25 protein-coding genes are annotated in these 26,367 nt (G+C 56.5%); 5 read left to right on the plus strand and 20 right to left on the minus strand.

Annotation, left to right across the window (positions count from 1 at the left end):
- Positions 1-13: 13 nt before the first annotated feature.
- Both recA and pncC read right to left on the minus strand, forming a co-directional pair.
- Entirely contained in the window at positions 14-1,084 is a 1,071-nt protein-coding gene (recA, locus tag ABUK12_RS11170; RefSeq protein WP_410016319.1) for a recombinase RecA, read from the minus strand.
- Between the two features lie 109 nt (positions 1,085-1,193).
- Positions 1,194-1,682, minus strand: a complete 489-nt coding sequence (gene pncC / locus ABUK12_RS11175) for a nicotinamide-nucleotide amidase (protein ID WP_410016320.1) — start codon at positions 1,680-1,682, stop codon at positions 1,194-1,196.
- A gap of 288 nt (positions 1,683-1,970) precedes the next feature.
- Between pncC and ABUK12_RS11180 the strand changes: the two genes are divergently transcribed.
- Both ABUK12_RS11180 and ABUK12_RS11185 read left to right on the plus strand, forming a co-directional pair.
- Positions 1,971-2,741, plus strand: a complete 771-nt coding sequence (locus ABUK12_RS11180; protein ID WP_410016321.1) for an amino acid ABC transporter substrate-binding protein — start codon at positions 1,971-1,973, stop codon at positions 2,739-2,741.
- 26 nt (positions 2,742-2,767) lie between these two features.
- Positions 2,768-3,427: an amino acid ABC transporter permease gene (locus tag ABUK12_RS11185; RefSeq protein WP_410016322.1), complete on the plus strand. Its 660-nt coding sequence runs from the start codon at positions 2,768-2,770 to the stop codon at positions 3,425-3,427.
- A 70-nt stretch (positions 3,428-3,497) separates the two neighbouring features.
- Here ABUK12_RS11185 and ABUK12_RS11190 read toward each other — a convergent pair whose 3' ends face one another.
- The 4 genes from ABUK12_RS11190 to ABUK12_RS11205 all read right to left on the minus strand — a co-directional run bounded on the left by ABUK12_RS11190 (position 3,498) and on the right by ABUK12_RS11205 (position 8,575).
- A complete protein-coding gene (locus ABUK12_RS11190) occupies positions 3,498-4,511 on the minus strand; it encodes a hypothetical protein (protein WP_410016323.1) in 1,014 nt (337 codons plus the stop codon).
- A gap of 819 nt (positions 4,512-5,330) precedes the next feature.
- Entirely contained in the window at positions 5,331-6,707 is a 1,377-nt protein-coding gene (locus ABUK12_RS11195; RefSeq protein ID WP_410016324.1) for a hypothetical protein, read from the minus strand.
- A gap of 537 nt (positions 6,708-7,244) precedes the next feature.
- The gene (locus tag ABUK12_RS11200) at positions 7,245-7,586 is read right to left on the minus strand and encodes a zinc ribbon domain-containing protein YjdM (RefSeq protein ID WP_410016325.1); all 342 of its coding nucleotides are present in this window, start codon (positions 7,584-7,586) and stop codon (positions 7,245-7,247) included.
- A gap of 230 nt (positions 7,587-7,816) precedes the next feature.
- Positions 7,817-8,575, minus strand: a complete 759-nt coding sequence (locus ABUK12_RS11205) for an alpha/beta hydrolase (RefSeq protein WP_410016326.1) — start codon at positions 8,573-8,575, stop codon at positions 7,817-7,819.
- Between the two features lie 183 nt (positions 8,576-8,758).
- Here ABUK12_RS11205 and ABUK12_RS11210 point away from each other — a divergent pair, with 183 nt between their 5' ends.
- Both ABUK12_RS11210 and mutS read left to right on the plus strand, forming a co-directional pair.
- On the plus strand, positions 8,759-9,211 hold the full coding sequence (locus tag ABUK12_RS11210; protein ID WP_410016327.1) for a MarR family winged helix-turn-helix transcriptional regulator: 453 nt from the start codon (positions 8,759-8,761) through the stop codon (positions 9,209-9,211).
- Positions 9,212-9,571: 360 nt separating this feature from the next.
- Positions 9,572-12,136, plus strand: a complete 2,565-nt coding sequence (mutS, locus tag ABUK12_RS11215) for a DNA mismatch repair protein MutS (protein ID WP_410016328.1) — start codon at positions 9,572-9,574, stop codon at positions 12,134-12,136.
- A gap of 83 nt (positions 12,137-12,219) precedes the next feature.
- Here the strand turns inward: mutS and rpoS are convergent, their stop codons facing one another.
- From rpoS to cysG, 13 genes are all read right to left on the minus strand, one after another.
- The gene (gene rpoS / locus ABUK12_RS11220) at positions 12,220-13,209 is read right to left on the minus strand and encodes an RNA polymerase sigma factor RpoS (RefSeq protein ID WP_410016329.1); all 990 of its coding nucleotides are present in this window, start codon (positions 13,207-13,209) and stop codon (positions 12,220-12,222) included.
- Positions 13,210-13,263: 54 nt separating this feature from the next.
- Positions 13,264-14,448, minus strand: a complete 1,185-nt coding sequence (nlpD, locus tag ABUK12_RS11225; protein WP_410016611.1) for a murein hydrolase activator NlpD — start codon at positions 14,446-14,448, stop codon at positions 13,264-13,266.
- A 243-nt stretch (positions 14,449-14,691) separates the two neighbouring features.
- Complete coding sequence (locus tag ABUK12_RS11230) at positions 14,692-15,318, minus strand: protein-L-isoaspartate(D-aspartate) O-methyltransferase (RefSeq protein ID WP_410016330.1); 627 nt, start codon at positions 15,316-15,318, stop codon at positions 14,692-14,694.
- Positions 15,312-16,082, minus strand: coding sequence for a 5'/3'-nucleotidase SurE (gene surE, locus ABUK12_RS11235; protein WP_410016331.1), 771 nt, complete (start codon positions 16,080-16,082; stop codon positions 15,312-15,314). Before surE ends, ABUK12_RS11230 begins: the two co-directional genes overlap by 7 nt.
- Positions 16,083-16,287: 205 nt before the next feature.
- Complete coding sequence (gene truD / locus ABUK12_RS11240; RefSeq protein ID WP_410016332.1) at positions 16,288-17,337, minus strand: tRNA pseudouridine(13) synthase TruD; 1,050 nt, start codon at positions 17,335-17,337, stop codon at positions 16,288-16,290.
- A complete protein-coding gene (gene ispF, locus ABUK12_RS11245; RefSeq protein ID WP_410016612.1) occupies positions 17,334-17,810 on the minus strand; it encodes a 2-C-methyl-D-erythritol 2,4-cyclodiphosphate synthase in 477 nt (158 codons plus the stop codon). Before ispF ends, truD begins: the two co-directional genes overlap by 4 nt.
- Positions 17,811-17,840: 30 nt before the next feature.
- Positions 17,841-18,566: a 2-C-methyl-D-erythritol 4-phosphate cytidylyltransferase gene (gene ispD, locus ABUK12_RS11250; protein ID WP_410016333.1), complete on the minus strand. Its 726-nt coding sequence runs from the start codon at positions 18,564-18,566 to the stop codon at positions 17,841-17,843.
- The gene (ftsB, locus tag ABUK12_RS11255; RefSeq protein ID WP_331122399.1) at positions 18,566-18,883 is read right to left on the minus strand and encodes a cell division protein FtsB; all 318 of its coding nucleotides are present in this window, start codon (positions 18,881-18,883) and stop codon (positions 18,566-18,568) included. The genes ispD and ftsB overlap by 1 nt, the downstream gene beginning before the upstream one ends.
- A gap of 159 nt (positions 18,884-19,042) precedes the next feature.
- Complete coding sequence (locus ABUK12_RS11260) at positions 19,043-19,360, minus strand: DUF3561 family protein (protein ID WP_410016613.1); 318 nt, start codon at positions 19,358-19,360, stop codon at positions 19,043-19,045.
- 91 nt (positions 19,361-19,451) lie between these two features.
- Positions 19,452-20,081, minus strand: a complete 630-nt coding sequence (cysC, locus tag ABUK12_RS11265; protein ID WP_410016334.1) for an adenylyl-sulfate kinase — start codon at positions 20,079-20,081, stop codon at positions 19,452-19,454.
- Positions 20,082-20,083: 2 nt separating this feature from the next.
- Positions 20,084-21,511: a sulfate adenylyltransferase subunit CysN gene (gene cysN / locus ABUK12_RS11270; RefSeq protein WP_410016335.1), complete on the minus strand. Its 1,428-nt coding sequence runs from the start codon at positions 21,509-21,511 to the stop codon at positions 20,084-20,086.
- Between the two features lie 12 nt (positions 21,512-21,523).
- Entirely contained in the window at positions 21,524-22,432 is a 909-nt protein-coding gene (gene cysD / locus ABUK12_RS11275; protein ID WP_410016336.1) for a sulfate adenylyltransferase subunit CysD, read from the minus strand.
- Between the two features lie 10 nt (positions 22,433-22,442).
- Entirely contained in the window at positions 22,443-23,858 is a 1,416-nt protein-coding gene (gene cysG / locus ABUK12_RS11280) for a siroheme synthase CysG (RefSeq protein ID WP_410016337.1), read from the minus strand.
- A gap of 271 nt (positions 23,859-24,129) precedes the next feature.
- On the opposite strand from cysG, the gene ABUK12_RS11285 reads away from it, so the two are divergent.
- Positions 24,130-25,155 (plus strand): aminopeptidase, encoded by a 1,026-nt coding sequence (locus ABUK12_RS11285; RefSeq protein WP_410016338.1) that lies wholly within the window; start codon positions 24,130-24,132, stop codon positions 25,153-25,155.
- Between the two features lie 306 nt (positions 25,156-25,461).
- Here the strand turns inward: ABUK12_RS11285 and ABUK12_RS11290 are convergent, their stop codons facing one another.
- Positions 25,462-26,367 (minus strand): DMT family transporter, encoded by a 906-nt coding sequence (locus tag ABUK12_RS11290; protein ID WP_410016339.1) that lies wholly within the window; start codon positions 26,365-26,367, stop codon positions 25,462-25,464.

Genomic DNA, 26,367 nt, shown 5'->3' on the forward strand with positions numbered 1-26,367 from the left:
TGCCCGGGCGGTATTATGCCTCTTCACTGCTCTCACGGGCCGCGCTTTCATCAATATCGTCGCTTTCGCCGGCAAAACTGGTCGTTTCAGGGCTGTTTAACAGCATATCACGCAGTTTTTTATCCAGCTCCGCCGCAATTTCCGGGCGCTCCTTCAGGAACACGCAGGCATTGGCCTTGCCCTGACCGATTTTTTCACCGTTGTAGCTATACCATGCCCCGGCTTTTTCGATGAGTTTGTGCTTAACGCCCAAGTCCACCAGTTCACCGCGGATATTGATACCCTCGCCATAGAGGATTTGGAATTCAGCCTGCTTAAACGGCGCGGCGACTTTGTTCTTCACCACTTTAACGCGTGTTTCGCTGCCCACCACCACTTCGCCTTCTTTGACGGAGCCGATGCGGCGTATGTCTAGACGTACCGAAGCGTAGAATTTCAGCGCGTTACCGCCGGTGGTGGTTTCCGGGTTACCGAACATGACGCCGATCTTCATGCGAATCTGGTTGATAAATATCAACAGCGTATTGGCGTTTTTCAGGTTACCCGCCAGTTTACGCATGGCCTGGCTCATCATACGTGCCGCAAGCCCCATGTGCGAGTCGCCGATTTCGCCTTCGATTTCAGCTTTCGGGGTCAGCGCCGCCACGGAGTCGACGATGATAACGTCAACCGCGCCGGAACGGGTCAGGGCGTCGCAGATTTCCAGGGCCTGTTCGCCGGTGTCGGGCTGCGAACACAGCAGGTTGTCGATATCCACGCCAAGTTTTTTTGCGTAGATAGGATCAAGGGCGTGCTCGGCATCGATAAACGCGCAGGTTTTACCTTCACGCTGCGCGGAGGCAATCACCTGCAGGGTCAGGGTGGTTTTACCCGACGATTCCGGCCCATAGATTTCAACGATGCGTCCCATGGGCAAGCCGCCGGCGCCCAGTGCAATATCAAGGGAAAGAGAACCAGTGGAGATTGTTTCAACATCCATTGAACGATCTTCACCCAGGCGCATGATAGAGCCCTTGCCAAACTGTTTTTCAATCTGGCTTAACGCTGCTGCTAACGCCTTTTGTTTATTCTCATCAATAGCCATTTCAACTCCTATCAAGCAGGGAGCGACATCGCTACCCTCTTTTCGCCAAACATCTATGCCGATACTGATGCTAATTATACTGTACAATCATACAGTATCAAGTACATTTTCAGAGAAATGTGTCTATGACGGTTTTTAACGCGAAATGTACCGCCTGACGCCGCACCGCATCCCGTTCACCGTCAAAATGCATCAACTGCGAGAACACCGTCCGGTGCCGGCCGGCAAAACCAAACCACACGGTGCCGACCGGCTTCTCCAGCGTTCCGCCGTCCGGCCCCGCGATACCGCTAATGGCTACGGCGTAATCCGCCCCCGCCGCCGCCAGCGCGCCACGGGCCATTTCCAATACCACCGGATCGCTGACCGCGCCATGCTGTTCGAGGGTACTGGCCTTGACGCCCAGCATCTCGGATTTGGCCTGGTTACTGTAAGTGACAAACCCGCGCTCGAACCAGCCTGAACTGCCGGCGACGTCGGTGAGGACCTTGGCCACCCACCCGCCGGTGCAGGACTCGGCGCAGGTGATAACACTGCCGGTCTGTTTCAGCGCCGCCCCAATCCGGGTGCTGAGCATTAAAAGATCGCTGTCGTTCATGATACTCCCATCCTGATAACAGGGGTGTCAAACGGGAAAAGGTCCCCTGTCGCGGCTATCGTTGCCATTGAGTATAACCTGAACCGGCCGGGTTACGGAGGCCGCATTTTTCGCTTGTAACCACTGTATTGATGCACTAAAGTTCTTATTAAACTATCTGTTATAATTTTATGTACTTTCTAATTACTTAATAACATTTATTGGAAGATCCAAAGTGGATTAGCATTCCCGACATCTTCAGGCATGCGCGCGTTGCGCGCCCTTTACCTTGTCACTTCAGGAATAACGATGAAAAAAACGACATTAGCACTTTTAGCCGGTTCGCTGCTTGTCACCGCAGTACAGGCGCAGGCGGAAGACGGCCTCGCGGCGATTAAAGCCGCCGGCACCATCACCTTCGGCACCGAAGGTACCTATGCGCCTTATACCTACCATGATAGCAGCGATAAGCTGGTGGGATTTGACGTTGATCTCGGCCGGGCGGTCGCCGCGAAACTCGGCGTTAAGGCGAAGTTTATCGAAGGACGCTGGGACGGCCTGATCGCCGGCCTGGACGCCAAGCGTTATGACGCCGTGATAAACCAGGTGGGCATTACGCCTGAACGCCAGGCGAAATATGATTTTTCCAAGCCCTATATCGATTCGAAAGTCGTGCTGATCGTGCGTGACGACAATACGACCATCAAGAGTTTCGACGACCTCAAAGGCCAGAAAGCCGCCCAAAGCCTGACCAGTAATTATTCCCAGGTGGCCACCAAGTACGGTGCCGAGCTGGTGCCCACCGACGGTTTTAACCAGTCGCTGGATTTGGTATTGAGCCGCCGCGCGACCGCAACGCTTAACGATAACCTGTCCTTCCTGGACTTCAAAAAACACAAACCGGACGCGCCGCTGAAAATCGTCGCCACCCAGGACGCCAACGCCCCTTCAGGCATCCTGATCCGCAAAAATCAGCCCGATCTGGTGAAAGCGCTGAATACCGCGCTGGATGAAGTCAAAGCGGACGGCACCTATAAAACCATCGCCATTCGTTACTTCGGTCAGGACATTTCTCAATAATGTTTTTGCAGCAGGAGTTCTAGCAGATGCCGCCGTGGCTACAACTGATGTTGGACTCCTTCTGGCGATTGTTCGCCGCTGGAGTCATGTTTACCTTGCCGCTGGCGATACTTTCCTTTATCGGCGGGCTGGCGGTGGGTTTCGTGGTGGCGCTGATCCGCCTGTACGGTCCGCAGCCGCTAAAAGGGATAATGGACTTTTATGTCTGGGTGATACGCGGTACGCCGCTGTTGGTGCAGTTATTCCTGATTTTTTATGGTTTGCCCAGCGCCGGCATCACCCTGGACGCTTTTCCGGCTGCGCTGATAGGGTTTATCCTCAGCGTCGGCGCCTATAGCTCGGAAATTATCCGCGGCGCCATACTGTCGGTCCCCAAGGTACAATGGGAAGCGGCCTACGCCATCGGCATGAGCAGCAACCAGGCCATGCGCCGCGTAATCTTGCCGCAGTCGGTATTTGTGTCGCTGCCGCCGCTGGCCAACTCCTTTATTTCGCTGATCAAGGATACTTCATTGGCGGCGGTGATCACCGTGCCGGAAATGTTCCTGGCGGCGCAGCGTATCGTGTCCGTCACTTATGAACCCCTGATACTGTATATTGAGGCAGCATTTATTTACCTCATGTTCAGCACCGTGCTCAGCAAACTACAGGCCAGGCTGGAAGTCTATTTCCGACGTTACGAATAAAGTTGTTGTGTATTGACGCCGTCACTGGCGTCAATATTTTTAAGCTGGAATACGCAACGCCGCGATAGCCTCAATCGACATCCTCCATGATAAAGTTGGAAAAGCGATATTCCGGCAATCTGGCTTCCTCAATACGGCCGATTCTTACCGGCCGCTCGCTATTGGAATCACACAATGATTTTATGTAGCGCCAATACATTTTTTCTGCTTCGATATGGTCGATCAGCGGATCCAGCACGCCTTCCGCAATAGAGATGGCTATTTTTTTATCGGTATAGACGTTGTCAGTATTATCTGAATTCTCATCGGCATGTTCTTCCAGGCCATCGGGTTCGTTGCTGTCCAGCATTTCCGCCATTTTTTTTATCATCGCCAGATTAGCATTTGCGGCCTGCGGGGATGAATAGAATAGTCCATCACTGAATAATGCTTCCATCACCTCATAAAAACAAAAATTCATTTCTCCCTGGATATATCTTATTTTATTATTAACCGACACTCCTGCATATTCCCGATTCATGAGATTATCATTTTCATAACCATAGCTGGCCAAGACTTGTCTGTCGCTTACCACCACAGGTACGTTTTTGATGGTATGGATATCGCCGCTGATACTATAATGCTCTTTATCATTATTTTTATAACCATTGGCGCTGTAGTTGACTTCAATATCAAACCGCTTGGTTGGAATGCGTTCGCGGTTTGAATAGGTTGGAAAAACGTCACCGGGCTTACTGTCCTGGTGCTGATAAGCGCGATGAATCGATGTCACTTTTTGCAGGCCGATCCAGTCAAATATCGATTGCGCCTGGGAGGGTTTTCTCACTTCATCAATATAGGCCATAACGTCTATATCAAGATAGATGCCTAACATTATTGCCCAAGGCTCAATAGCCAGCAACATATGGGATAAGGTGGTATCTTGCTCAATGATAACCGGATGACGAAAAAATTTTAGCAAGAAAAAGGGATCATTTTCTTCCAGGCACGACTGTAAAGACAACAATGGGATAGCCGTCAAATCATCATAATCCGAACGAAATCTCAAAATAGCATCTTTACAGAAAATCAATGATCCGTCCATGCCCCACCCCAGTAACAGTTAATAAATAGCCATGACCGATCATCCCTTTCTGATGATAAATCAACAATATTTATAGGTTGTATTATAGTCTTCGCGTGCCTGTCAAATGCGTATTTTGCCAAATCAGAGAATATATAACAAAGGGCGCATTAATTTTTCACGCCCACTACTTTCGCCATGGACATATCGGCTCCCACGGGCGGAAAAACTTAAGCCCACATCACATTTCCGCGATCGATATTATCCGATGGCGCAGGTGTGACCGGCAAAAAAATCCAGGGATGATTGCCTCTTACGCTGCTGCGACATATTTTGGTGTATCAATTAATGCAACTTGCTTTTGTGGCTAATCAGCGCGCCGCATCAAGCTGGATGCCTGTATCTGTATTAATATTACCCCATGGCATTCTCCAGCGGACAGTGAATATCAAAAAATAGGGCCGGTCATTATTTTCCGGAGGTTATCAGATAACCATAAACGGACCATTCAAACTTTTCCATCAAAAAAATGATGAATAAATTTAATCAAATGGCTATGCAAGTAACTTACATTAAGTCTTTTAATATCAGTTTATTGAAAAATTATAGTATTTTAGCCAAGCGGCGCCAGGTCGAAGGGGAACGGGCTGTTCATTTACCATAGCAGCCCGTCCTGTACCGGCAGAGACGTTATAACTGTTAAGATTTATGCTTTTTTTTTAACCATTAGCGCTATCGTCGCTGAAAGCCAGCGCGTCGCAACAGCGGGAGAAAGCCGATTGGCCTGTGCCAGCGGATGGGCAGACATCGACGTCTTTCAAAAGAACACATTAGCATTGCTCACACCTTCGCGGCGACAGGTGTTGCCTCTGGCTTATCATGGGCCGCGATAAAAGCCGGATAGCCCACCATCACCACGGCGGCGATAAGCGTATTGACCACCAAAAGCTGATCGGTATTGGTCAAACGGGTGGTACCCAATACCGAGGCCGCCGTCAGGGCGATGCTGGTCACTGCGGTAAAGAAGGAGGTACGCATGGCATTGGTGGTGAGAAATTGTTCTGCGGCCTGCCCGGCGGTCGGCCAGTGGCCGTTGCCGATGCGCGGCCGGCTTAGCCCGATGCGTACCCCTTCCCGGCGCGACGTCGGTGTATTGGGGGCGCAAGAATGGCCGGTGCGACGACGAAGCAGTGGCGTTGCCGGCGTAGCGGCGAACCAGCGCATCAGCGCCGGGCGCTGCAGATCGTCAAATACCTCGGTTAGGGCATTCAACGCGCCGCGCAGGAGGTCATGGACAATATTCGGCTGTATAACCACCGCGGCCGCACTGGCGGCGGAAGCCCAATCCATCATCTGTTTGGTGATCCGTTCGGCTTCATCCATGACATAGCCGGCGCCCGAATGCGGCGCGAGCCCCGTCATGGCGACACCCAGCACCCCCTGCGCCAGGCCGTAAAACAGGCTGGAACAGATAAGGCCGCCGGCATTCAGACCGCCATTATCGTGCAAGGGAAAAAACAGTTGAAGCAGATCCCGCATCAAGGTATAGGTCAGCGTCTGCGCCCCCACGGATCCCATCAGCGTTCCAAGAGTAAAACCTGGCCGGTGGCTTGCCACCAGCATCAGCGCGCCGGAGCTTAATAATCCCATGGCAATACGGGAGGCGCGCGAGACGATGGTGGCGGTGCCGTTCCTTTCATCACGCACCGCGCCGGCCAGGTTAAGCGCGGGTCCCAACAACATCGAGACAATGCCCGCGACCAGGCGTGGCGGTAACGAGGCTGTCGCGCCCAGCAAGAGGAAATTCTTTTCCACAGCAAAACCGACCATTTGCCGCAGCAGGGTAGTAAAAGCAACAATAGTGCCGGTGCGCGTCGCCACGGTAATAACATTAGCGATGCGGCGCGCACCGGTACCGGTCACAATGGTATAATCATTGCTCATGACGGCGCCGATAAAATCAATCATTACACGCCCGCGGTCATAAAACGTCGCCCCGGGATGCTGACGCAGCTCATGGCGAAGATGCAGCGCCAGTTGATGCTCCGCCGTGCCCGGGCAGGTGGATAACGTAATGTCTCCTCCCTTTTCAAGCAGAGTCGTTACGCTATCCAGCATACGTTCCGCGTCCGGTAATTCATCGGCCTTCAGCGTCGCTAATAAATCGCCCGCCAATGCATCCAGCTGGCGGCAAATACTGGTTGCATGTTTTATCAATGGTTCGGTGGCAACCTCTATACCGGCGAGGTCTTGCTGTAACTTTAGGGATTGTTCTAGCGCATGTGACGCATGGGAATTGTCCTGAAACCGGCTATCAACCTTATCCTCATCCGTGTCTTCTTTTATAGGCAGTGCGCCATAACCTGCTGTATTTATCTGATAGCAAGGTAACATACTATTTTATTCCACATATCATGTCCGCAAAAGGCAGATCCTGAAATTATATATCGGCCATGCCCGTCTGGGCGATGCGTATCATGGCGTGGGATTTAATTTTTGTCATGCAATTAAACTTTTTTGCCTTGAAATAACTTATGTACCTGAACAGAGATATATATTTCAGTTGGTATGAATGTAATTTAAAATAAATAATAATTAATCTTAAGATAGAGCATGCACTGCACAGGGTACGTGCAGGCAATCTTGGGTCACGGGCAACAACCCGAGCCGCCGCCCAGGTATCGTCTCGTTTACCATCAAGGTCCCGTCCATCCCCGATACTGGCGCAAACCAGGGATAACCGACGGTTGCCGTTCAGCTTTTTTTGACAAATTCCGATTTCAGCTTCATCGCACCGAAGCCGTCGATTTTGCAATCAATATTATGATCGCCTTCAACCAGTCGAATGCCTTTTACTTTTGTGCCGATTTTCAGCGACGAGGCGCTGCCTTTCACCTTTAAATCTTTTATAACCGTAACCGTGTCGCCGTCCGCCAGCAGGTTGCCGTTGGCATCCTTAACGATCAACCCTTCCCCGGCGGCAGTCGCATCCGCCGTTGCCGACCATTCATGCCCGCATTCCGGACAGTTGTAGTGCTCCGCGTCCTGCCAGGTGAAGGCGGATCCGCATTGGGGGCAATGGGGTAATTGATTCACTTTAACTCCTTAATAAGAACAATAACGAGACAAACTCTTGCTGATGAGCCGTCACCATGACGGCACGCGGGGATTCTACCTTGTTTACCGGGCCGGAGAACAGCATGGCCTGGCGGATGGCGACGGTGGTTATCCGTGTTGCCTTGGCATTTCACTCAGTGGGGTTGAAGCCATTTCCCGTTTACCGCCGGGATAATGGCTTGGATTTGCGGTGACGTTATCGGCCGGCGTTACTCGGACAGGCTTTGCGCGGCCTTCTCAATCAGCGCCGCGACCTGCCGCGGCTGTGAGGCGAAGACCGCATGGCTGGCCTTGACTTCAACGACATGGCTTTGCGCGCGTTTGGCCATGAACCGCTCCAGATCCGGATTAATGGCCCGGTCCTGCGTCGCGACCAACGCCCAGCTGGGTTTGGTTTTCCAGGCCGGTTCCGCCGCAGGCGTGGTGAAAATAGCGGCGGCGGGCATGACCTGGGAGCGTGCCATAAAGCTGGCCTGGCCCACCGGCAGATCGGCTGCGAAATCGGCGTGATAAAGTTCGGGTTTCAGGTAGAGGAAATGGTCGGCGGTTTCGGCGATGCCTTTCGTGGCCGGAGGGATTTTGCCTGACAGACCGGCGAGCGTTTCCCCTTTTTCAGGCTGTAAAGCGGCAATGTACACCAGGCCGGCAACGGAAGGATCCTGGCCGGCTTCGCTGATAATAAAGCCGCCATAGCTGTGCCCGACCAGCAGCGATTTGCCCTGTTGCTGGCCGAGAATCCGGCGGGTGGCCGCGACGTCGTCGGCCAAAGACGTTTGCGGCTCCTGCACAATCGCAACATGATAGCCGGCCTTGTCCAGGATGCGGGTCACCTCTTGCCAACCGGAACCATCGGCAAAAGCGCCATGGACCAGGACAATATTTTTAACGGGACTTGCCAGCGCGGTGCCCAGGGTGGCGAAAGACAATGCCATGACGGCGGCCAGACGTGTCAGCGTTTTCTTCAGCATAAAGTTTTCCTCGTTAATAGTTGGTGTGAATATTAATTATCTCAATAACATTTATCGCGATAAGTAATATGCTATTAACAATAGCAGCGCACCCTTTGATGTCAAGCTATTTGTTATCGCGATAGCTAATAAGCGATTAACGGTGGTATGATACCGTTCAGACTGGTGCTTAAGGAGCATGCCGTGGTACATCGTCCCCGTCTGGCGGAGCAGCTTTGCTATGCCATTTACTCCACCTCCATCGCCATCAAGCGGCTTTATAAACCGATGCTTGACGCCATGGGCGTGACCTATCCGCAGTATCTGGTGCTGAATGTCTTGTGGGAACAGGGCAAACAATCGATCGGCAGCATCGGCGACGCGCTGGGGCTGGAAACCAGTACACTGACGCCGCTGCTAAAACGGCTGGAAACGGAGGGATTTATCGAACGCGTGCGCAATCCCGAGGACGAGCGGCAGGTCATGATCTCCATCACCGACAAAGGACAACGGCTGGAAGAGCCGTCATCGTGCCTGTCCGAGGCGCTGTTTTGCAACGCCGATATGGAGCTTGCCCAGTTGCAGAGGCTCAATCAGGAAATTAATAGGCTGCGGGAAAATATCGTCAGCCGGCACGGCGCGAAAAAACCGGCCTGAACGGCGCGCTATCCGGCGTAGGGGGTGCCATCGCCTCCCTGGGACGGCGCAGCTTAAAGCACGGGCTATTTACCTGGGCTATTTTTCGGTTTCAGCCCGGCGGCGGCACAGCGCCCCTGCCGGCGACGCTGTCGCAACTCACCGGGCTGGATGCACACCACGGTCGGGTGACGTGCGGGACGTTGCCGGTTTTGACGATAGGGCATTCCCGCTGGTTTCCCTGCCATGGAGACTCCGTTATCATGGGCGCTGCACCTGAATGTAAGATGTAGCGATTTTCCTTGGGATAGAGTAATAATTCATGAGAACAACCATCATCACTCACCCTATTGAATTCAAAGAAATGGATATCATAACTCCATGAGTACACCAGATGTTTTAGACAGCCATACACCCATGATGCAGCAGTACCTGCGCCTCAAGGCGCAGCATCCTGACATCTTGCTGTTTTATCGGATGGGCGATTTCTACGAGCTGTTCTTTGACGACGCCCGGCGCGCCTCGCAGCTGATGGATATTTCGCTGACCCGGCGCGGCCAATCCGCCGGCGAACCGATCCCCATGGCCGGGGTGCCTTACCATGCGGTGGAGACCTACCTGGCCAAGCTGGTACAGCTGGGCGAGTCGGTGGCCATTTGCGAGCAAATCGGCGATCCGGCCACCACCAAAGGCCCCGTGGAGCGGAGGGTGGTGCGCATCGTCACGCCGGGAACCCTGAGCGATGAAGCGCTGTTAAACGAACGCCAGGATAATCTGCTGGCGGCCATGTGGCAGGAGGCGTCCGGGTTCGGTTATGCCACCCTTGATCTTAGCTCCGGGCGTTTTCTGGTGTGCGAACCGGCCGATCGCGAGGCCATGGCCGCTGAATTGCAGCGCACCAACCCCGCTGAACTGCTGTTTCCCGAAACATTGCAGGAAATGGGGCTGATTGAGCATCGCCGTGGACTGCGCCGCCGGCCGATCTGGGAGTTTGAGCTCGATACCGCCCGCCAGCAGCTTAATCTGCAGTTCGGCACCCGGGATTTGCATGGCTTCGGCATCGAGCGCGCCAGCGCCGCGCTGCGCGCCGCCGGCTGCCTGCTGCAGTATGTCAAGGACACCCAGCGCACCTCGCTGCCCCATATCCGCGCCATCACGCTTGAACGCCAGCAGGACGGCATCGTGATGGACGCCGCCACGCGCCGCAATCTGGAGTTAACGCAAAACCTTAGCGGCGGGTTTGACAATACCCTGGCGGAAATACTGGATCATACCGTGACGGCGATGGGCAGCCGGATGCTGAAACGCTGGCTGCATATGCCTACCCGCGATACCGCCGTACTGACCCATCGCCAGCAGGCCATCAGCAGCCTGCAGGAGACCTGCGCCGAGCTGCAGCCGCTGCTGCGTCAGGTTGGGGACCTGGAGCGTATCCTGGCGCGCCTGGCGCTGCGCTCGGCACGCCCGCGCGATCTGGCGCGCATGCGCCATGCCTTCCAGCAGTTTCCGGCTATCCATGCGTTGCTGGCGCCGCAGCCGACGGAGCACATTCGCCATCTGCTCGCGCAGGTGGGGCTGTTTGACGAATTAAGGACCTTGCTCGAGCGGGCGGTAGTCGATGCGCCGCCGGTGCTGGTGCGCGACGGCGGCGTGATTGCGCCGGGTTATCATGAGGAACTGGATGAATGGCGGGCGCTGGCCGACGGCGCCACCGATTATCTCGACCGCCTGGAAATCCGCGAGCGCGAAAAAACCGGCCTTGAGACCCTGAAAGTCGGCTTTAACGCTGTGCACGGCTATTATATCCAGCTCAGCCGGGGACAAAGCCATCAGGCGCCGATGCACTATGTCCGCCGCCAGACGCTGAAAAACGCCGAACGCTATATTATTCCGGAACTCAAAGAGTACGAGGACAAGGTGCTGACCTCCAAAGGTAAAGCGCTGGCGTTGGAAAAGGCGCTCTATGATCAGTTATTTGATCTGCTATTGCCCCATCTCGGCCCCTTGCAGCAATGCGCGGCGGCGCTGTCCGAGCTGGACGTGCTCAGCAACCTGGCCGAACGGGCCGAAACGCTGAATTATGTGTGTCCGACGCTCACCGACCAGCCGGGGATCCGGATTTCGGCGGGACGCCACCCAGTGGTGGAGCGGGTGTTAAGCGAGCCGTTTATCGCCAATCCGCTCGCGCTGTCCGCCCAGCGGCGCATGCTGATCATTACCGGCCCGAACATGGGCGGCAAAAGCACCTATATGCGGCAAAATGCGCTGATCGTGCTGATGGCTTATATCGGCAGCTTTGTCCCCGCCGCACAGGCGGTAATAGGACCGGTGGATCGTATTTTTACCCGGGTGGGGGCGGCGGACGATCTGGCCTCCGGACGATCCACTTTTATGGTGGAGATGACCGAGACGGCCAATATCCTGCACAACGCCACGCCGCAAAGCCTGGTGCTGATGGACGAAATCGGCCGCGGCACCTCCACCTATGACGGTTTATCGCTGGCCTGGGCCTGCGCTGAGAGCCTGGCCGGGCGGATTAAGGCCATGACCTTGTTCGCCACCCACTATTTTGAACTGACCACCCTGCCGGAAAAGATGGAGGGGGTGGTGAATGTCCACCTGGACGCGCTTGAACAAGGCGAGACCATTGCTTTTATGCATACCGTGCAGGATGGCGCCGCCAGCAAGAGCTATGGACTGTCGGTGGCGGCGCTGGCCGGAGTGCCGCGCGAGGTGATTAAACGGGCGCGGCAAAAACTGAAGGAGCTGGAAAACCTGTCCACCAGCGCCACGGCCAGCAAGGTGGACGGTTCGCAGCTGTCGCTGCTGGCGCCGGTGGAGGAAGAAACGCCGCCGGCGGTTGCCGCGCTTGAGGGGATTGATCCGGATACGCTGACGCCCAGGGCGGCGCTGGAGTGGATTTATCGCCTGAAGGGAATGCTTTAGGTCCACCGCGGTCCGCAGGGGTTACCATAAAACAAAAAAAAACGGTGAAGGTTTACCCTTCACCGTTTTTTATTTCCGGGCGGTTATTCCCGGAACAGAGCCTCAAGGTTCAGCCCCTGCCCTTGCAGGATTTCACGCAGGCGGCGCAGACCTTCAACCTGGATCTGGCGGACGCGTTCACGCGTCAATCCGATCTCACGGCCTACATCCTCAAGCGTGGCGGCTTCATACCCTAACAAGCCAAAACGCCGGGCCAGCACTTCACGCTGCTTGGCGTTCAGTTCAAATAACCACTTAACGATACTTTGCTTCATATCATCGTCTTGCGTGGTATCTTCCGGCCCGCTGTCTTTGTCATCGGACAAAATGTCCAACAGGGCTTTTTCAGAATCCCCGCCGAGCGGAGTATCCACTGAAGTAATACGCTCGTTAAGGCGCAGCATACGGCTGACGTCATCGACCGGTTTATCAAGCTGCTCGGCAATTTCCTCCGCGCTTGGCTCATGGTCGAGCTTGTGGGACAACTCCCTGGCGGTGCGTAAATAGACATTCAATTCTTTTACGATATGGATCGGCAGACGTATAGTACGGGTTTGATTCATGATCGCCCGTTCAATGGTCTGGCGGATCCACCAGGTAGCGTATGTGGAAAAACGGAACCCTCTTTCCGGGTCAAATTTCTCTACCGCGCGGATAAGACCCAGGTTACCTTCCTCGATCAAATCCAGCAGCGCCAGTCCGCGGTTGCCATAACGGCGGGCGATTTTAACCACCAGCCGCAGGTTGCTTTCAATCATACGGCGTCGTGAGGCAACATCACCCCGAAGCGCACGCCGGGCAAAATACACTTCTTCTTCAGCTGTAAGCAATGGGGAGTATCCGATCTCACCCAAATAGAGTTGCGTGGCATCCAGCACACGTTGGCTGGCCGCCTGAGACAGCAACTCTTCTTCCGCCAAATCATTATCAGCGGGCTCATCGATTAACGCTTTCTCGTCAAATGTTTCGGCTCCGTTCTCGTCGAATTCGGCTTCTTCATGTAACTCGGTTACTTTCAGCGTGTTTTCGCTCATTCTATGGCTCCTACCCGTGATCCCAGGACAGAATATCTGGATATTCCGACCAATTTATCGCTGCGGGAGATAACGCAGCGGGTTTACGGATTTCCCCTTGTAACGAATTTCAAAATGCAATCTAACCGAGCTGGTACCCGTGCTACCCATGGTAGCGATTTTCTGCCCGGCGCTCACTTCTTGTTGTTCCCGTACCAGCATCGTGTCGTTATGGGCATAGGCGCTCAGGTAATCATCATTATGTTTGATGATTATCAGATTACCGTACCCTCGCAAAGCGTTACCGGCATAGACGACTCGTCCGCCGGAGGTGGCCAGGATGGATTGTCCGCGTGAACCGGAAATATCGATACCCTTATTGCCGCCTTCCGCAGCGGAGAAGTTATCAATAATCTTTCCGTCCGTCGGCCAACGCCAACCGGTTATCGCCGTACTGCCGCCCGACATCATAGTGCCGGACGTTGAAGCGGGTGCGGTAACAGGGGCGGTTGTTGCAACAACTGCTCCCGATGTGGGTAACATTTTGCCGCCGTTAGATGGCAACATTTTCCCTACATTCTGTTTACCTGAATTTTCAGAATACTCATTGTTTGCTTGAGAATCAATACCCGAGCTCATCATTTTCGTATTCGTAGCGGCATTTGGAGCGACAGTGGCGCCTGAAGCCACGGTAGCGCTGCTATGATTTGCCAGCATGCCTCCGCCGCTTACTTCGCCGCCTGCCACGGTTCCGCTCCCGGTTAGGGGTGCCGTTCCGTTACCCACTTGTAAGGTTTGACCTACATTCAATCCATAAGGTTCCGGAATATTATTCCTTTTTGCCAAATCACGATAGTCATTCCCGGTAATCCAGGCGATATAAAACAATGTATCACCGCGCTTGACCTGATAGGTAGTACCGCCATAGGAACCTTTTGGAATAGAGGTGTAGCTGCGGTTATAAACAATATTACCTTCAGACGATTGGTTAACGGCACTTACGCTTCCAACCACGTTCGGCTGGGCTGGCTGTACCGGCTGTACCGGTTGCAGCTGCCGCGTAGGCAGCGGTTGCGATTGCTGCTGTTGCGGCCGTGGTCTCTGGACGGGGGCGGATGTCGTCATACCGCTGTTATTATCGCCGCCCACGCTACTGATTGGTGCCGCTGTCTCATCACTGGCGCAACCCGCCAACCATAAACTTGCCATTGAACATACCGCAACGCGGCGCCAATAGCATTTCGGGCTTCCCATGCTCATCTCTCCCCTATGGCAGCAAAGCCAATCATCGTTCCAAACATGCCAGACATTATCGTTATACATCCTATTTTCTCTCATTACTTCATGAATGAGAGTATTTTCAGCTATTTCCGAAAAGTTAATTTTATGCTGTTAATGCTAGCAACATCCGGGGGAAGGCGCCATAAAACAGTTGTAGAGAAATATCAGGTGGCATCGCGCGGGCGTATGGGAGTGATGAAGGGGTAAAAAACATGCTGCCGATTATGCCAGTTCTCCCCTGATCAGGGGTACAAAACGCACCGCTTCGACGGTTTCCACCCTAAACTCGCCATCCTGACGCGTGACGGTGGTCAAATCCTGCGTATCCTCGCCGACCGGCAATACCATAATGCCGCCTTCATCCAATTGGGCCATCAGTGCCGAGGGTATCTCCGGCGGCGCGGCGGTGACGATAATGGCATCGAAAGGACCGCGCGACGGCCAGCCCAGCCAACCGTCGCCATGGCGGGTGGACACATTATGCAAATCCAGCTGCTTCAGGCGGCGTTTGGCCTGCCACTGCAGTTTCTTGATGCGCTCGACCGAACAGACATGCTGCACCAAGTGCGCGAGAATCGCCGTCTGGTAGCCGGAGCCGGTGCCGATTTCCAGCACGCGCGATGTCGGCTGGAGCCTGAGCAGCTCCGTCATGCGCGCCACGATATAGGGTTGGGAAATGGTCTGGCCCGAGCCGATGGGCAAGGCGGTATTGTCGTATGCCTTATGTTCGAAAGCTTCGTCGATAAATCGCTCGCGCGGTACCGATTCGATGGCTTGCAACAGCCGTTCATCTCTTATTCCCTGCTGGCGAAGCTGTTCGAGCAGGGCCTGGGTGCGACGGTTTACCATGTCCAACTGACCTCCGCATTGGCCAACCACGACGTGAGTACCGATTGAGCGGAATAGGCGGTTAAATCCACCTGCAATGGCGTAATGGAAACATACCCCTGCTCAATGGCGGCAAAATCAGTATCGGGCCCTTTGTCGAACGTTTCACCGGGCGGGCCGATCCAGAATATTTCACGGCCGCGCGGGTCCAGCTGCCGGATGGCATGGGCGGCGGGATGCCGGCTGCCGCAACGGGTGACCTTGATACCCTTGATGGCAGACATTGGCAGGTCGGGGACATTGACGTTCAGGATCCTGCCGGTACGCAGCGGCTCAAGGGTCAACGCCCGGATAAGCCTGCATGCAATGACCGCGGCGGTATCATAAAAGGTATCGCCGTTCAGTGAAATAGCCAGCGCCGGGAAGCCGAGGTGCCGTCCTTCCATGGCCGCGGCCACCGTGCCGGAATAAATAACGTCGTCCCCCAGGTTGGGACCGGTGTTAATGCCGGACACCACGATATCGGGACCGGGGCGCATCAGGGCGGTGACGCCGAGATAGACGCAGTCGGTGGGCGTGCCGGATTGCACCGCGATATCACCGTTGCCCTCTTTCAGCGCCCGCAGCGGCCGGTCGAGGGTCAGCGAGTTCGACGCTCCGCTGCGGTTGCGATCGGGCGCCACGATTTGCACGCTGTCCACATCGGCAGACTGGCGCAGGGCGGCCGCCAGCGCTTGGATGCCGGGCGCATGAATGCCATCATCATTACTTAATAGTATGCGCATATCATTATTAGCTTTATTAATTATTGATTGTTTTTAACGCGCCGCCCACCCATTGGGCAAAATCGGCCTGCGCATCAAAACGAACGGCAGCGATGCAGGCCGGGAATAACCGTAATAATGGCATGAAACGCTACGGCGGTGAAGCCTGCCGTGCCGGCCGGTCCGCAAAATACCCGTGGCCGGGATGGCCCCGGGCAACGGGGGCTTACAGGACAACGTCCGCCGGCGCGTCGAGCAGTTCGCGGATAACGCTGGTGGCGAAGCTGCCCGCCGGCAGGGCGAACGACAACGCAAGCGTGGCGTCGTCGCGCCAGTGCCAACGCATATCGGCGGGCCTGAGCATCAGGGCGCGGCGCGCCGGTTCCAGCCGTTCCCGGGCCAATAATCCGAGTAATTCCGGCTGGCCGGACAGGCACTGCTGTTCAAACGCCAGCGCCTCGCGCTCGCTGCCCGGCAAACCGTCCCCGGGCAGCGGCGCGGTCAGGCTCAGTTCGCCGCTGGCCACGCGCGCGGGGGCGTCCGGCATATCCTCATCGGTGGCGACAAACCAACTGCCCCGGCCGGTAAGCTGCAGGGCGTCGCCGGCCAGCACCTGCCGGCGGCCAAGACGCTCGAGACGCTGGCTGGCCACCAGATTGAACAGCGCGCTGCGGGCGCTTGAGAGGTAGAAACTGCGTTTGCCGCGTTCCTTGACCTTGATTTCGCCACGCGCCCAGCGCAGCGCCCGATCGAGATTGTTGCCCTGATGGCCGAAACGCTGGCTGCCGAAATAGTTGGGCACGCCTTCGCGGGCAATGATATTCAGGCGATCTTCCACGGCGTCCCGATCATTTATCTCACGCAATACCAAGTCAAAAGCATTACCTTTCAATGTGCCGATGCGCAGCTTGCGGCCATGGCGCGTACTGCGCACCACCTCACACCCCTCAAGACTGAAGGCGGAGAAATCCGAGGTTTCCTTGCCCGGCAGATGGAGGCAGAACCACTGTTCGGTCACCGCATGGCGATCCTTGAGCCCGGCATAACTTACCGACCGGGCGGGGATGGCGGCGAATTTGGCCAGCTCTTCGGCGACGAATACCGTATTGGCGCCGCTTTTACGCAACCGTACCAGCACGTGCTCGCCCACGCCGTCAGGCTCGAACCCGAGATCTTCCAGCACCTGGAAATCCGCGGGCTGCGCCTTGATGATACCGGTGGCTTCGGGCTTGCCGTGCAGCCAGAATAAATTCAGGGGGTTGAGGTCGGCGATCATGCGTCTTTTAGCAGCAACGCCACCGCCTCGCAGGCGATGCCTTCGCCGCGCCCGGTAAAACCCAACTGTTCGGTGGTGGTGGCCTTGACGTTGACATCATCCATATGGCACGCCAGATCTTCCGCCAGATGAATCCGCATTTGCGGAATATGCGGGGCCATCTTCGGCGCCTGCGCGATAATGGTGATATCGATATTGCCCAAGAGGTAGCCTTTTTCCCGTATGCGCCGCCAGGCTTCGCGCAGCAGCGCACGGCTGTCCGCGCCCTTGTAAGCCGCATCGGTATCCGGAAACAGCTTGCCGATATCGCCGAGCGCGGCGGCGCCGAGCAGCGCGTCGGTCACCGCATGCAGCGCCACGTCGCCGTCGGAGTGGGCGAGCAGTCCCTGGGTGTAGGGAATACGCACGCCGCCGATAATCAACGGGCCTTCGCCGCCGAACTTGTGGACATCAAAACCATGACCGATACGGATACGTTTCACCGGCTCTCCTTATTATTATGCTTATGCAATGGCGCTGTTTTGCAATTGGGTCAAATAGAATGCTGCCAGGGCTAAATCCTCCGGGCAGGTGACTTTAATATTATCCGCGCGGCCCGCCACCAGCAGCGGCCGGTAGCCGCAGTGCTCCAGCGCCGAGGCTTCGTCGGTAACGCGCGCGCCGTCCGCCAGCGCCCGGGCCAGGCAGGATTCCAGCAGGGCCAGGGGGAAAAGTTGGGGGGTCATGGCATGCCAGAGATGGTTGCGATCCACCGTATGGTCGATGGCATCGCCGCCGGCCCGCTTCATGGTATCGCGCACCGGCGTCGCCAGGATGCCGCCGATGGCGGTATGGGCGGTGATCGCCAGCAGGCGGGCCAGGTCGTCCTGATGCAGGCAGGGACGCGCGGCGTCATGCACCAGTACCCATTTTTCGTCGCCCGCCCGCCCGCGCGCCGCGCGCAGGCCCGCCATCACTGAATCGGCGCGCTCCCGCCCGCCGATAACATGACTGACGCGCGCGTCGCGGCCGATGGGCAGGGAGGTGAAATAAGGGTCATCCGCACTGATGGCGACAATAACATGGCGCACGCAGGACTGGCGCAGCAGCGCGTCGATGGCATGCTCCAGCAGGGTTTTACCACCAATGGCGAGGTATTGCTTGGGACAATCCGTGCCCATGCGGCTGCCGATGCCGGCGGCCGGCAGAATAGCAATGGTTGCGGGGAATGCCCCGGCCGACGTGGTCATTATTGATTGTCTTGTGAAGCAGGCGCCGCCGTCCGACGTTTAGACTGATCCGGCACCAGGCGATAGAAACTCTCTCCCGGCTTAATCATGCCGAGTTCATTGCGTGATCGTTCCTCGATGGCTTCTTGTCCATCGTTGAGATCATCGATTTCCGCGAATAATTGATCGTTGCGCGCTTTAAGCTTTGCATTACCGGCCTGTTGGACCGACACGTCGTCCTCGACCCGGACTAAATCGTGCACGCCATTTTTACCCAGCCACAAGGAATATTGCAGCCAGCCAAGCAATACCAGTAATAACAGCGTAAGTTTTCCCATCCCCGCCCCCTAAAAGACAGCCCAATCATCCCATAACTTGGGCCAGGACTCCACACCGGGCGCCAAAATGACGGGGAAAAGACGCTGAAGCTGCTTTTTTACGCGCATTTCCAATGCTTTTTTACGGTTTGTTACCCGTCGTAACCCCATTCTTACGCTTTACCAGCCGGTGAGCGCGGTGAACACCAGCCAGAACAGGCAAAAAACCGCCAGGCCGGTGCAGGCGATCATCAGGATCAGCCGGCCGGTCAGCAGAACGCTGAACACCAGGCCGATCAGCACCGATACCGGGATTAACGCCAGGAAAAAAGGCCAGGTGTAGAGCAGGAAGAATAGCGCATTGGCGCCATAGGTAAGAATGGGAATGGCGAAGGCCAGCCAGTAGAAGATAAACCCCGCCATCGCCCCCCAAAAGCCATAAGCGGGCTCTTCGGCGGCGCGTTCGGCTACCGGGGCGGGGATAACCTTGGCCGGCATGACGCGCTTGGTCTGGGTGACGTTCAGCATACCTCTCACTTCCTGGGCTGGTGGTAACGCGGCCGGACGGCCGGTATACCGATGCGGCTTCTCAGGAACTGATGATAACGCGGCCACGCAGCAGGTCTAACAATTGCCCGGTCAAATGTGTTACCAATTGTTGGCCGTCAAGATGAATTTCCGCCTGCTCGGGAGCCTCGTAAACCGCGTCGATGCCGGTAAAATTAGGCAACCGCCCCGCGCGGGCTTTTTTATACAGGCCTTTGGGATCGCGGGCTTCACAAATGTCCAGCGGCGTGTCCACATACACTTCGATAAAGCGTCCGGCGGGCAGCAGATCGCGCACCATCCGGCGCTCTGCGCGATGCGGGGAAATAAAGGCGGTCAGCACCACCAGTCCGGCATCCACCATCAGGCGGGCGACTTCACCCACCCGGCGGATATTTTCCCGGCGATCCGTTTCGCTGAACCCCAAATCGCTGCATAAACCATGGCGCACGTTATCGCCGTCCAGCAGGTAGGTGCTGATGCCCAGCGGATGCAGAGCCTGTTCAAGGGCGCCCGCCAGGGTGGATTTGCCCGAGCCGGAAAGGCCGGTAAACCAGACCACCGTTCCCTGATGCCGGTGCAACTGTTCGCGATCCTCCCGGGTTATCGGGTGTTCGTGCCAGACAATATTGCTGTCGGGCGCCGCGGGGGATGGGGTATGCCGATCGGCCATGGTTATTTACCACCCAGCAAATCACGCGCGCCCCAGTGCGGGAAGTGGCGGCGCACCAGCGCGTTCAATTCCAGCTCGAATTCGCTGTGGCGCCGGGGCTCGGTAAAGACCTCCGCCAAGGGTTCGCGCACCATGCCCGCGCCGACGGTCACGTTGCTCAGGCGGTCGATAAAAATCATGCCGCCGGTCACGGCGTTATGCGGGTATTTATCCACCGCCATCGGCTCGTCGAACGCCAGCTCCACCAGACCGATGCCATTGAGCGGCAGGCTGTCGACCACGCGCTGGGTCAGGCTGTTGATCTCCACCTGATACTGGATATTTTCTATCCGGGCGCGGGTCTTTTTACCGCCGATTTTAATGTCGAAGCTTTGGCCGGCCACCAGCGGGTTGTCGGTCATCCAGACCACATCCACCAGGGCGTTGCGCACCGGGCGCAGCGTTTCAGCGCCATCCACCACCAGATCGCCCCGGCTGATATCGATTTCATCCGCCAGGACCAGCGTCACCGCCTCGCCTGCCCAGGCTTCGGCCACGTCGCCGTCGAAGGTCACGATACGGGCGATGGAGGACGTGACGCCCGAAGGCAGCACTTTTATCTGCTGTCCCACCCGCAGCACGCCCGCCGCCACGGTACCGGCGTAACCACGGAAATCCAGGTTGGGCCGGTTAACGTACTGCACGGGAAAACGCATCGGCTGCTGTTCATTAAGATTGATGACTTCGACCGTTTCCAGCACCTGCAGCAGCGTCGGGCCGTTATACCAGGGCATGGCGACGCTGGGCGTGACGACGTTATCGCCGTCAAGGGCGGAAATCGGCACAAACGTAATGCTCAGATCCACCGGCAGTTCCTCGGCGAAGTGCAGGTAATCCTGCTTGAACTGTTCAAAGACAGTCTGCCGGTAGTCCACCAAATCCATCTTGTTGACCGCCACCACCAGATGACGAATGCCCAGCAGCGTACTGATAAAACTATGGCGGCGGGTCTGGTCCAGCACGCCTTTGCGCGCGTCGATTAACAAGATCGCCAGATCGCAGGTGGACGCGCCGGTGGCCATGTTGCGCGTGTACTGTTCATGCCCCGGCGTATCGGCAATAATGAATTTACGCTTTTCCGTGGAGAAATAGCGGTAAGCCACGTCAATGGTGATGCCCTGCTCCCGCTCCGCCTGCAGGCCGTCCACCAGCAGCGCGAGGTCCAGCTTCTCGCCCTGGGTGCCCAGGCGCTTGCTGTCGGAGTGCAGGGTGGTCAGCTGATCTTCATAAATTTGACGGGTATCGTGCAGCAGGCGGCCAATCAGGGTGCTTTTGCCGTCGTCCACGCTGCCGCAGGTGAGAAAGCGCAGCAGGCTTTTATACTGTTGCGCATGCAGGTAGGCTTCCACGCCGCCCTGTTCGGCGATCTGTTTAGCTATGGTCGTGTTCATGTCGATCGCTCCTTAAAAATAACCCTGACGCTTTTTCAGTTCCATCGATCCGGACTGATCGCGGTCGATAACCCGGCCCTGCCTTTCGCTGGTGGTGGACACCAGCATTTCCTCGATAATCTCGGGCAGGGTCTGCGCCGTGGAATCCACCGCGCCGGTAAGCGGCCAGCAGCCAAGGGTGCGAAACCGCACCATGCGCTGGCTGATCACTTCTCCCGGCTGCAGATCGATACGGTCGTCATCCACCATCAGCAGCATGCCGTCGCGCTCCAGCACCGGGCGCGGTTTGGCGAGGTAAAGCGGCACAATTTCTATGTTTTCCAGGTAGATATATTGCCAGATATCCAGCTCGGTCCAGTTGGACAACGGGAAGACGCGGATGCTTTCGCCTTTGTTGATCTGGCCGTTATAGTTATGCCACAGCTCCGGCCGCTGGTTTTTCGGGTCCCAGCGGTGCAACCGATCGCGAAAGGAGTAGATGCGCTCCTTGGCGCGGGACTTTTCCTCGTCGCGCCGGGCGCCGCCGAACGCGGCGTCGAAACCGTATTTATTCAGCGCCTGCTTAAGGCCTTCGGTTTTCATGATATCGGTATGTTTGGCGCTGCCGTGGATAAAGGGATTAATGCCCATCGCCACCCCGTCCGGATTACGGTGCACCAGCAGCTCGAAGCCATAGGCCTTGGCGGTGCGATCGCGAAATTCATACATTTCGCGGAATTTCCAGCCGGTATCCACATGCAGCAGCGGAAACGGCAGCGTGCCCGGGAAAAACGCCTTGCGGGCCAGATGCAGCATCACCGAGGAATCCTTGCCGATGGAGTACATCATGACCGGATTGGCGAATTCGGCCGCCACCTCGCGGATAATATGGATGCTTTCCGCCTCCAGTTGCCGCAAATGAGTATGTCGTTGTTGATCCATTTTTACATCCTTAAGCCAGGTTAACCAACGTCGCGCGCTGTTGCGCCGCCGATTGTTGGACGCCAAACCAGGCAATTTCATCATGAAGGGTGACAACTTCGCCGATGACCAGCAAAGCCGGGGTGGACGCCTGTTGCGCCAGGGTGTCGAGTTGTCCCAGGGTACCGGTCAGCACCTGCTGGGAGGCCAGGGTGCCGTGGCTTATCACCGCCACCGGCGTCAAGGGCGAACGGCCGTGCAGGATAAGCTGCCGGCTGATGTCCCCTGCTTTCATCAATCCCATATAGATAGCCAGGGTCTGGCGGCCCGCCGCCAGCGCCGGCCAATCGAGATCGCCGCCGCCGCGGCGCGCGTGGCCGGTAATAAAGGTCACGCTTTGCGCATGGTCGCGGTGGGTGAGAGGAATGCCGGCGTAGGCGGTGGCGCCCGCGGCGGCGGTGACCCCCGGCACCACCTGGAAAGGGATGCCGGCGGCGGCCACCGCCTGTAGCTCTTCGCCGCCGCGCCCGAAGATAAACGGATCCCCGCCTTTCAGGCGTACCACGCGTTTGCCCTGCCGCGCGTGTTCGACCAGTTGCCGGTTAATCTCTTCCTGCGGCATGCAAAAGTCGCCGGCGCGTTTACCGACGCAAATCAGCTCGGCATCCCGCCGCACCAGTTCCAGCACCTCGGCGCTGACCAGGTAATCGTGGAGCACCACGTCCGCCTGCTGCATCAGTTGCAGGGCGCGCAGCGTCAACAGGCCCGCGTCGCCCGGGCCGGCGCCCACCAGTGCCACGTCGCCGGCCTGTCCGGCCGGCGCGTCAAGCTCCCGCTCCAGCGCCGCCTGGGCGTCGTCATGCCGCCCCTGCGCCGCCAGGCCGGCGAAACGCCCGTTAAACGCCCGCTCCCAAAAACGCCGCCGCGCGTCCATGACCGGAAAATGCTGTTTTACCCGCTCGCGAAAAGCGCCGGCCATCTCCGCCATCGGGCCAAGAAAGGCCGGCAGCAGGGATTCCAGTTTTTCGCGCAGTATGCGCGCCAGCACCGGCGCCTTTCCCCCGGAGGAAATCGCCACCATGATGGGCGAACGATCGACGATGGAGGGGAAGATAAACGAACACTGGGGCTGATCGTCCACCACATTGACCAGGATATGCCGCTGGTCGGCGGCGGCATAAACCTCGGCGTTCAGCGCCCGATCGTTGGTGGCGGCGATCACCAGGAACACGCCGTCCAGCATGTCGGCGGCAAAACTCTCCCCGAGCCATTGGAGATAGCCCGCTTGCGCCTGACGACCGAGATCGGGGGAAAGCCGGCGCGCAACCACCCTGACCTGTGCGCCGGCGCGCTGCAGTAGCAGGATCTTGCGTGCGGCAACCTCGCCCCCGCCGACCACCAGTACCGGACGCTGCCTGAGATCGGCAAAAAGAGGTAAATAATCCACAGCTACCTTTTATGATTTGGCTTAGCAATAATGTGACTATACGTCTTGCGATTAGGTTCTATGAAATAGTTAATTGGAATTACAATTGCTTTAATGGAATAACGGCGCCTTTCCTGCGCGCGCGCCAAGAGGATTGCGGGCAACGAATCGTGCGATCAGCCGGTCGCGGCCATGGGTACAAATTGTATTGCCCGCGGGGCGGTACCATACTATAGCGCTGGGTTGAGCGGCGAAAACCGATGCCGTTCCCGTCTATTAAGGATACTGTTTTATGTTTCACCCCGGTCGCAGCAAGCGCGCCCGTTTAACGCTGTGCCTCGGCGCCCTGCTGGCGTTTTCCGCCCCCGCCGCCGCCTTCACTCCAAGCCAATACGCGCAAGAGCAGATTCGTTATATCGCTACCTATTTTCCCGGCCGCATGGCGGGCAGCCCGGCGGAACTGATGGCGGCGGATTATCTTCAGCGTCGGTTCACCGAGCTGGGCTTCCACAGCGATCTGCGCGCCTTCAATACCCGTTATCTGTTCCACGGCAGCGCCGGCAAAGCCGACTGGCGCAGAATTACCGCCACCTCGGTTATCGCCGCCCGTGCCGGCGCGGCGCCCGGCGAAGTGCTGATAGTGGCCCACGCCGATACCTTTATGCCGCGCAGCGATAAGGACCTGAATGACAATTTGGGCGGCCTGACGCTACAGGGGGTAGACGATAACGCGTCCGGCCTCGGCGTGATGCTGGGTCTGGCGCAGCAGTTGGGGCGCGGCACGTTGGCGGTGGGCGTGCGTTTTGTGGCGCTCAGCGCCGGGGAGCCGGAAACCCTGGGCGTGGATGATTATCTGCAACGCATGTCCGCGCAGGAAAAACGCAATACGCTGCTGGTGATCAACCTCGACAGCCTGGTGGCCGGCGAAAAGCTGCGGGTCAATTACAGCCCGGACAGCGGCGACGCCCGCCTGCAGGAACTGGTTAAAAACCTGGGCGCCCAGGCGCGCCAGGCGGGTATCCCACTGATCTTAAGCCCCGGCATCAGGACCTCGGCCGCTTGCGCCAGCGACGCGCTGCCGTTTGCCAAGGCGGGATTCGCGGTGCTGGATGTGGGCTCGGGCACAAACGGCGACAGTTGCCTGCAGCGCAAGCCCAGTCGTAACTTTCCCCAGGGCATGGCGCGTTACCAGAGCCAGCGCGATAATATCCAGTATCTTGATACTCACCTGACCGGACAAATCGGTAAACGCGCGCGCGACAGCATGAAACTGTTGTGGCCGCTGTTGCAAGGACTGACGCAGGGGGCTAAATCCTAGCCCGATGGAAATAAGGAGCATGCGGTAAGAAAACCGCATGCCGGTATCACAGCGAGGTGAGGCCCATACCCGGGCCGCCATAATTCAATCCGGTTCTATGGCGGGAATTACAGCGAAAGCAAATTATAATTAATGACAGTAACCAACCATAAGAATAGTTTCAATTACCCTAAAGCGCATAATAATAAAGTAAAACGGCTGATTTTAAACAGTTACCCTTTGCATATATCAGATCTGAGTGGCAACGGAGATAATCGGTATCAATACTGTCCGCAAATTAATAATAAAATGAAACCATGCTTTTTATTAAAGCGTGGGCTGTATTGTCGCGGTACTGCTTTTCTCCTCAGAATAAACCATAATAGTGGAACCTGTAATGGCTAGAATAATGCCTATCAATGCGTAAGCGGTTGGCAGGGTTTGGTACAATAATAATGATATTACCGCCGTAAGGACCGGGGCCAGCGCATTGGTGCAAGGCGCCACGATGATAGCCTTCCCCCTGGACAATGCCATCACCAGGAATAAGGCGCCGACGGCATTCAATACCTGGGTGGCGGCGGTAATAAGATAGGCGGCCGCCGGATAACTGCCGCTTTTATCAGGAATCATGGCATAGGCGATGGGCGCCAGGATCAGGCCCGTTAGCGTCATATAAAAGAAGATAGCGCTATCCTCAATGTGATTGTTGGACGCCCTTTTCATAAAAAACGCTTGCAACCCCCACGCCAGGCAAATAATCACTGAAAACACCAGCCACAATGAGCCGCTTACTGTCGTACCGTCGCCCTGGCTTATGCTGAAGGCGAGTATCGACAATAGCGCCAGGATAATACCGATAGTACCGAGAAAATTAATTCTTTCTTTCAACAGCACCAGCGACATTATCACCGTGATTGCGGGCGAAATCGAGATAATGGGGAATACCAGATAAGCCGGAGCACCCATGCCGAGGGTTTTAAACAGCAATAACTGCCCGCCCGCACCGGTAAACCCGATCGCCAGCCCATAAAGTACCGCCTGCGGGGAAAAATCAATCTTTTTTCCTTTTAGCGTAAAGTAGCAGGGGATAAGCATGGTAATTGACCATATGATATAAACCCATTGATCAGGAAAACTGTATTTTTGGGTCGGATATGCGCTCACGCCGCCCCACACACCCCAGGTTAATACCACCATCAAGGTATAGATTATCCACGAGTTGCTTTTCAT

The organism is Sodalis sp. C49, assembly GCF_046352915.1.
GTDB lineage: Bacteria > Pseudomonadota > Gammaproteobacteria > Enterobacterales > Enterobacteriaceae > Acerihabitans.

What these genes read in the sequence shown, in the direction of transcription:
- recA (WP_410016319.1), bottom strand. Translation starts at nt 1,084, where the DNA reads ATGGCTATTGATGAGAATAAACAAAAGGCGTTAGCAGCAGCGTTAAGC.
- pncC (WP_410016320.1), bottom strand. Translation starts at nt 1,682, where the DNA reads ATGAACGACAGCGATCTTTTAATGCTCAGCACCCGGATTGGGGCGGCG.
- ABUK12_RS11180 (WP_410016321.1), top strand. Translation starts at nt 1,971, where the DNA reads ATGAAAAAAACGACATTAGCACTTTTAGCCGGTTCGCTGCTTGTCACC.
- ABUK12_RS11185 (WP_410016322.1), top strand. Translation starts at nt 2,768, where the DNA reads ATGCCGCCGTGGCTACAACTGATGTTGGACTCCTTCTGGCGATTGTTC.
- ABUK12_RS11190 (WP_410016323.1), bottom strand. Translation starts at nt 4,511, where the DNA reads ATGGACGGATCATTGATTTTCTGTAAAGATGCTATTTTGAGATTTCGT.
- ABUK12_RS11205 (WP_410016326.1), bottom strand. Translation starts at nt 8,575, where the DNA reads ATGCTGAAGAAAACGCTGACACGTCTGGCCGCCGTCATGGCATTGTCT.
- mutS (WP_410016328.1), top strand. Translation starts at nt 9,572, where the DNA reads ATGAGTACACCAGATGTTTTAGACAGCCATACACCCATGATGCAGCAG.
- rpoS (WP_410016329.1), bottom strand. Translation starts at nt 13,209, where the DNA reads ATGAGCGAAAACACGCTGAAAGTAACCGAGTTACATGAAGAAGCCGAA.
- nlpD (WP_410016611.1), bottom strand. Translation starts at nt 14,448, where the DNA reads ATGAGCATGGGAAGCCCGAAATGCTATTGGCGCCGCGTTGCGGTATGT.
- ABUK12_RS11230 (WP_410016330.1), bottom strand. Translation starts at nt 15,318, where the DNA reads ATGGTAAACCGTCGCACCCAGGCCCTGCTCGAACAGCTTCGCCAGCAG.
- surE (WP_410016331.1), bottom strand. Translation starts at nt 16,082, where the DNA reads ATGCGCATACTATTAAGTAATGATGATGGCATTCATGCGCCCGGCATC.
- truD (WP_410016332.1), bottom strand. Translation starts at nt 17,337, where the DNA reads ATGATCGCCGACCTCAACCCCCTGAATTTATTCTGGCTGCACGGCAAG.
- ispD (WP_410016333.1), bottom strand. Translation starts at nt 18,566, where the DNA reads ATGACCACGTCGGCCGGGGCATTCCCCGCAACCATTGCTATTCTGCCG.
- ftsB (WP_331122399.1), bottom strand. Translation starts at nt 18,883, where the DNA reads ATGGGAAAACTTACGCTGTTATTACTGGTATTGCTTGGCTGGCTGCAA.
- ABUK12_RS11260 (WP_410016613.1), bottom strand. Translation starts at nt 19,360, where the DNA reads ATGCCGGCCAAGGTTATCCCCGCCCCGGTAGCCGAACGCGCCGCCGAA.
- cysC (WP_410016334.1), bottom strand. Translation starts at nt 20,081, where the DNA reads ATGGCCGATCGGCATACCCCATCCCCCGCGGCGCCCGACAGCAATATT.
- cysN (WP_410016335.1), bottom strand. Translation starts at nt 21,511, where the DNA reads ATGAACACGACCATAGCTAAACAGATCGCCGAACAGGGCGGCGTGGAA.
- cysD (WP_410016336.1), bottom strand. Translation starts at nt 22,432, where the DNA reads ATGGATCAACAACGACATACTCATTTGCGGCAACTGGAGGCGGAAAGC.
- ABUK12_RS11285 (WP_410016338.1), top strand. Translation starts at nt 24,130, where the DNA reads ATGTTTCACCCCGGTCGCAGCAAGCGCGCCCGTTTAACGCTGTGCCTC.
- ABUK12_RS11290 (WP_410016339.1), bottom strand. Translation starts at nt 26,367, where the DNA reads ATGAAAAGCAACTCGTGGATAATCTATACCTTGATGGTGGTATTAACC.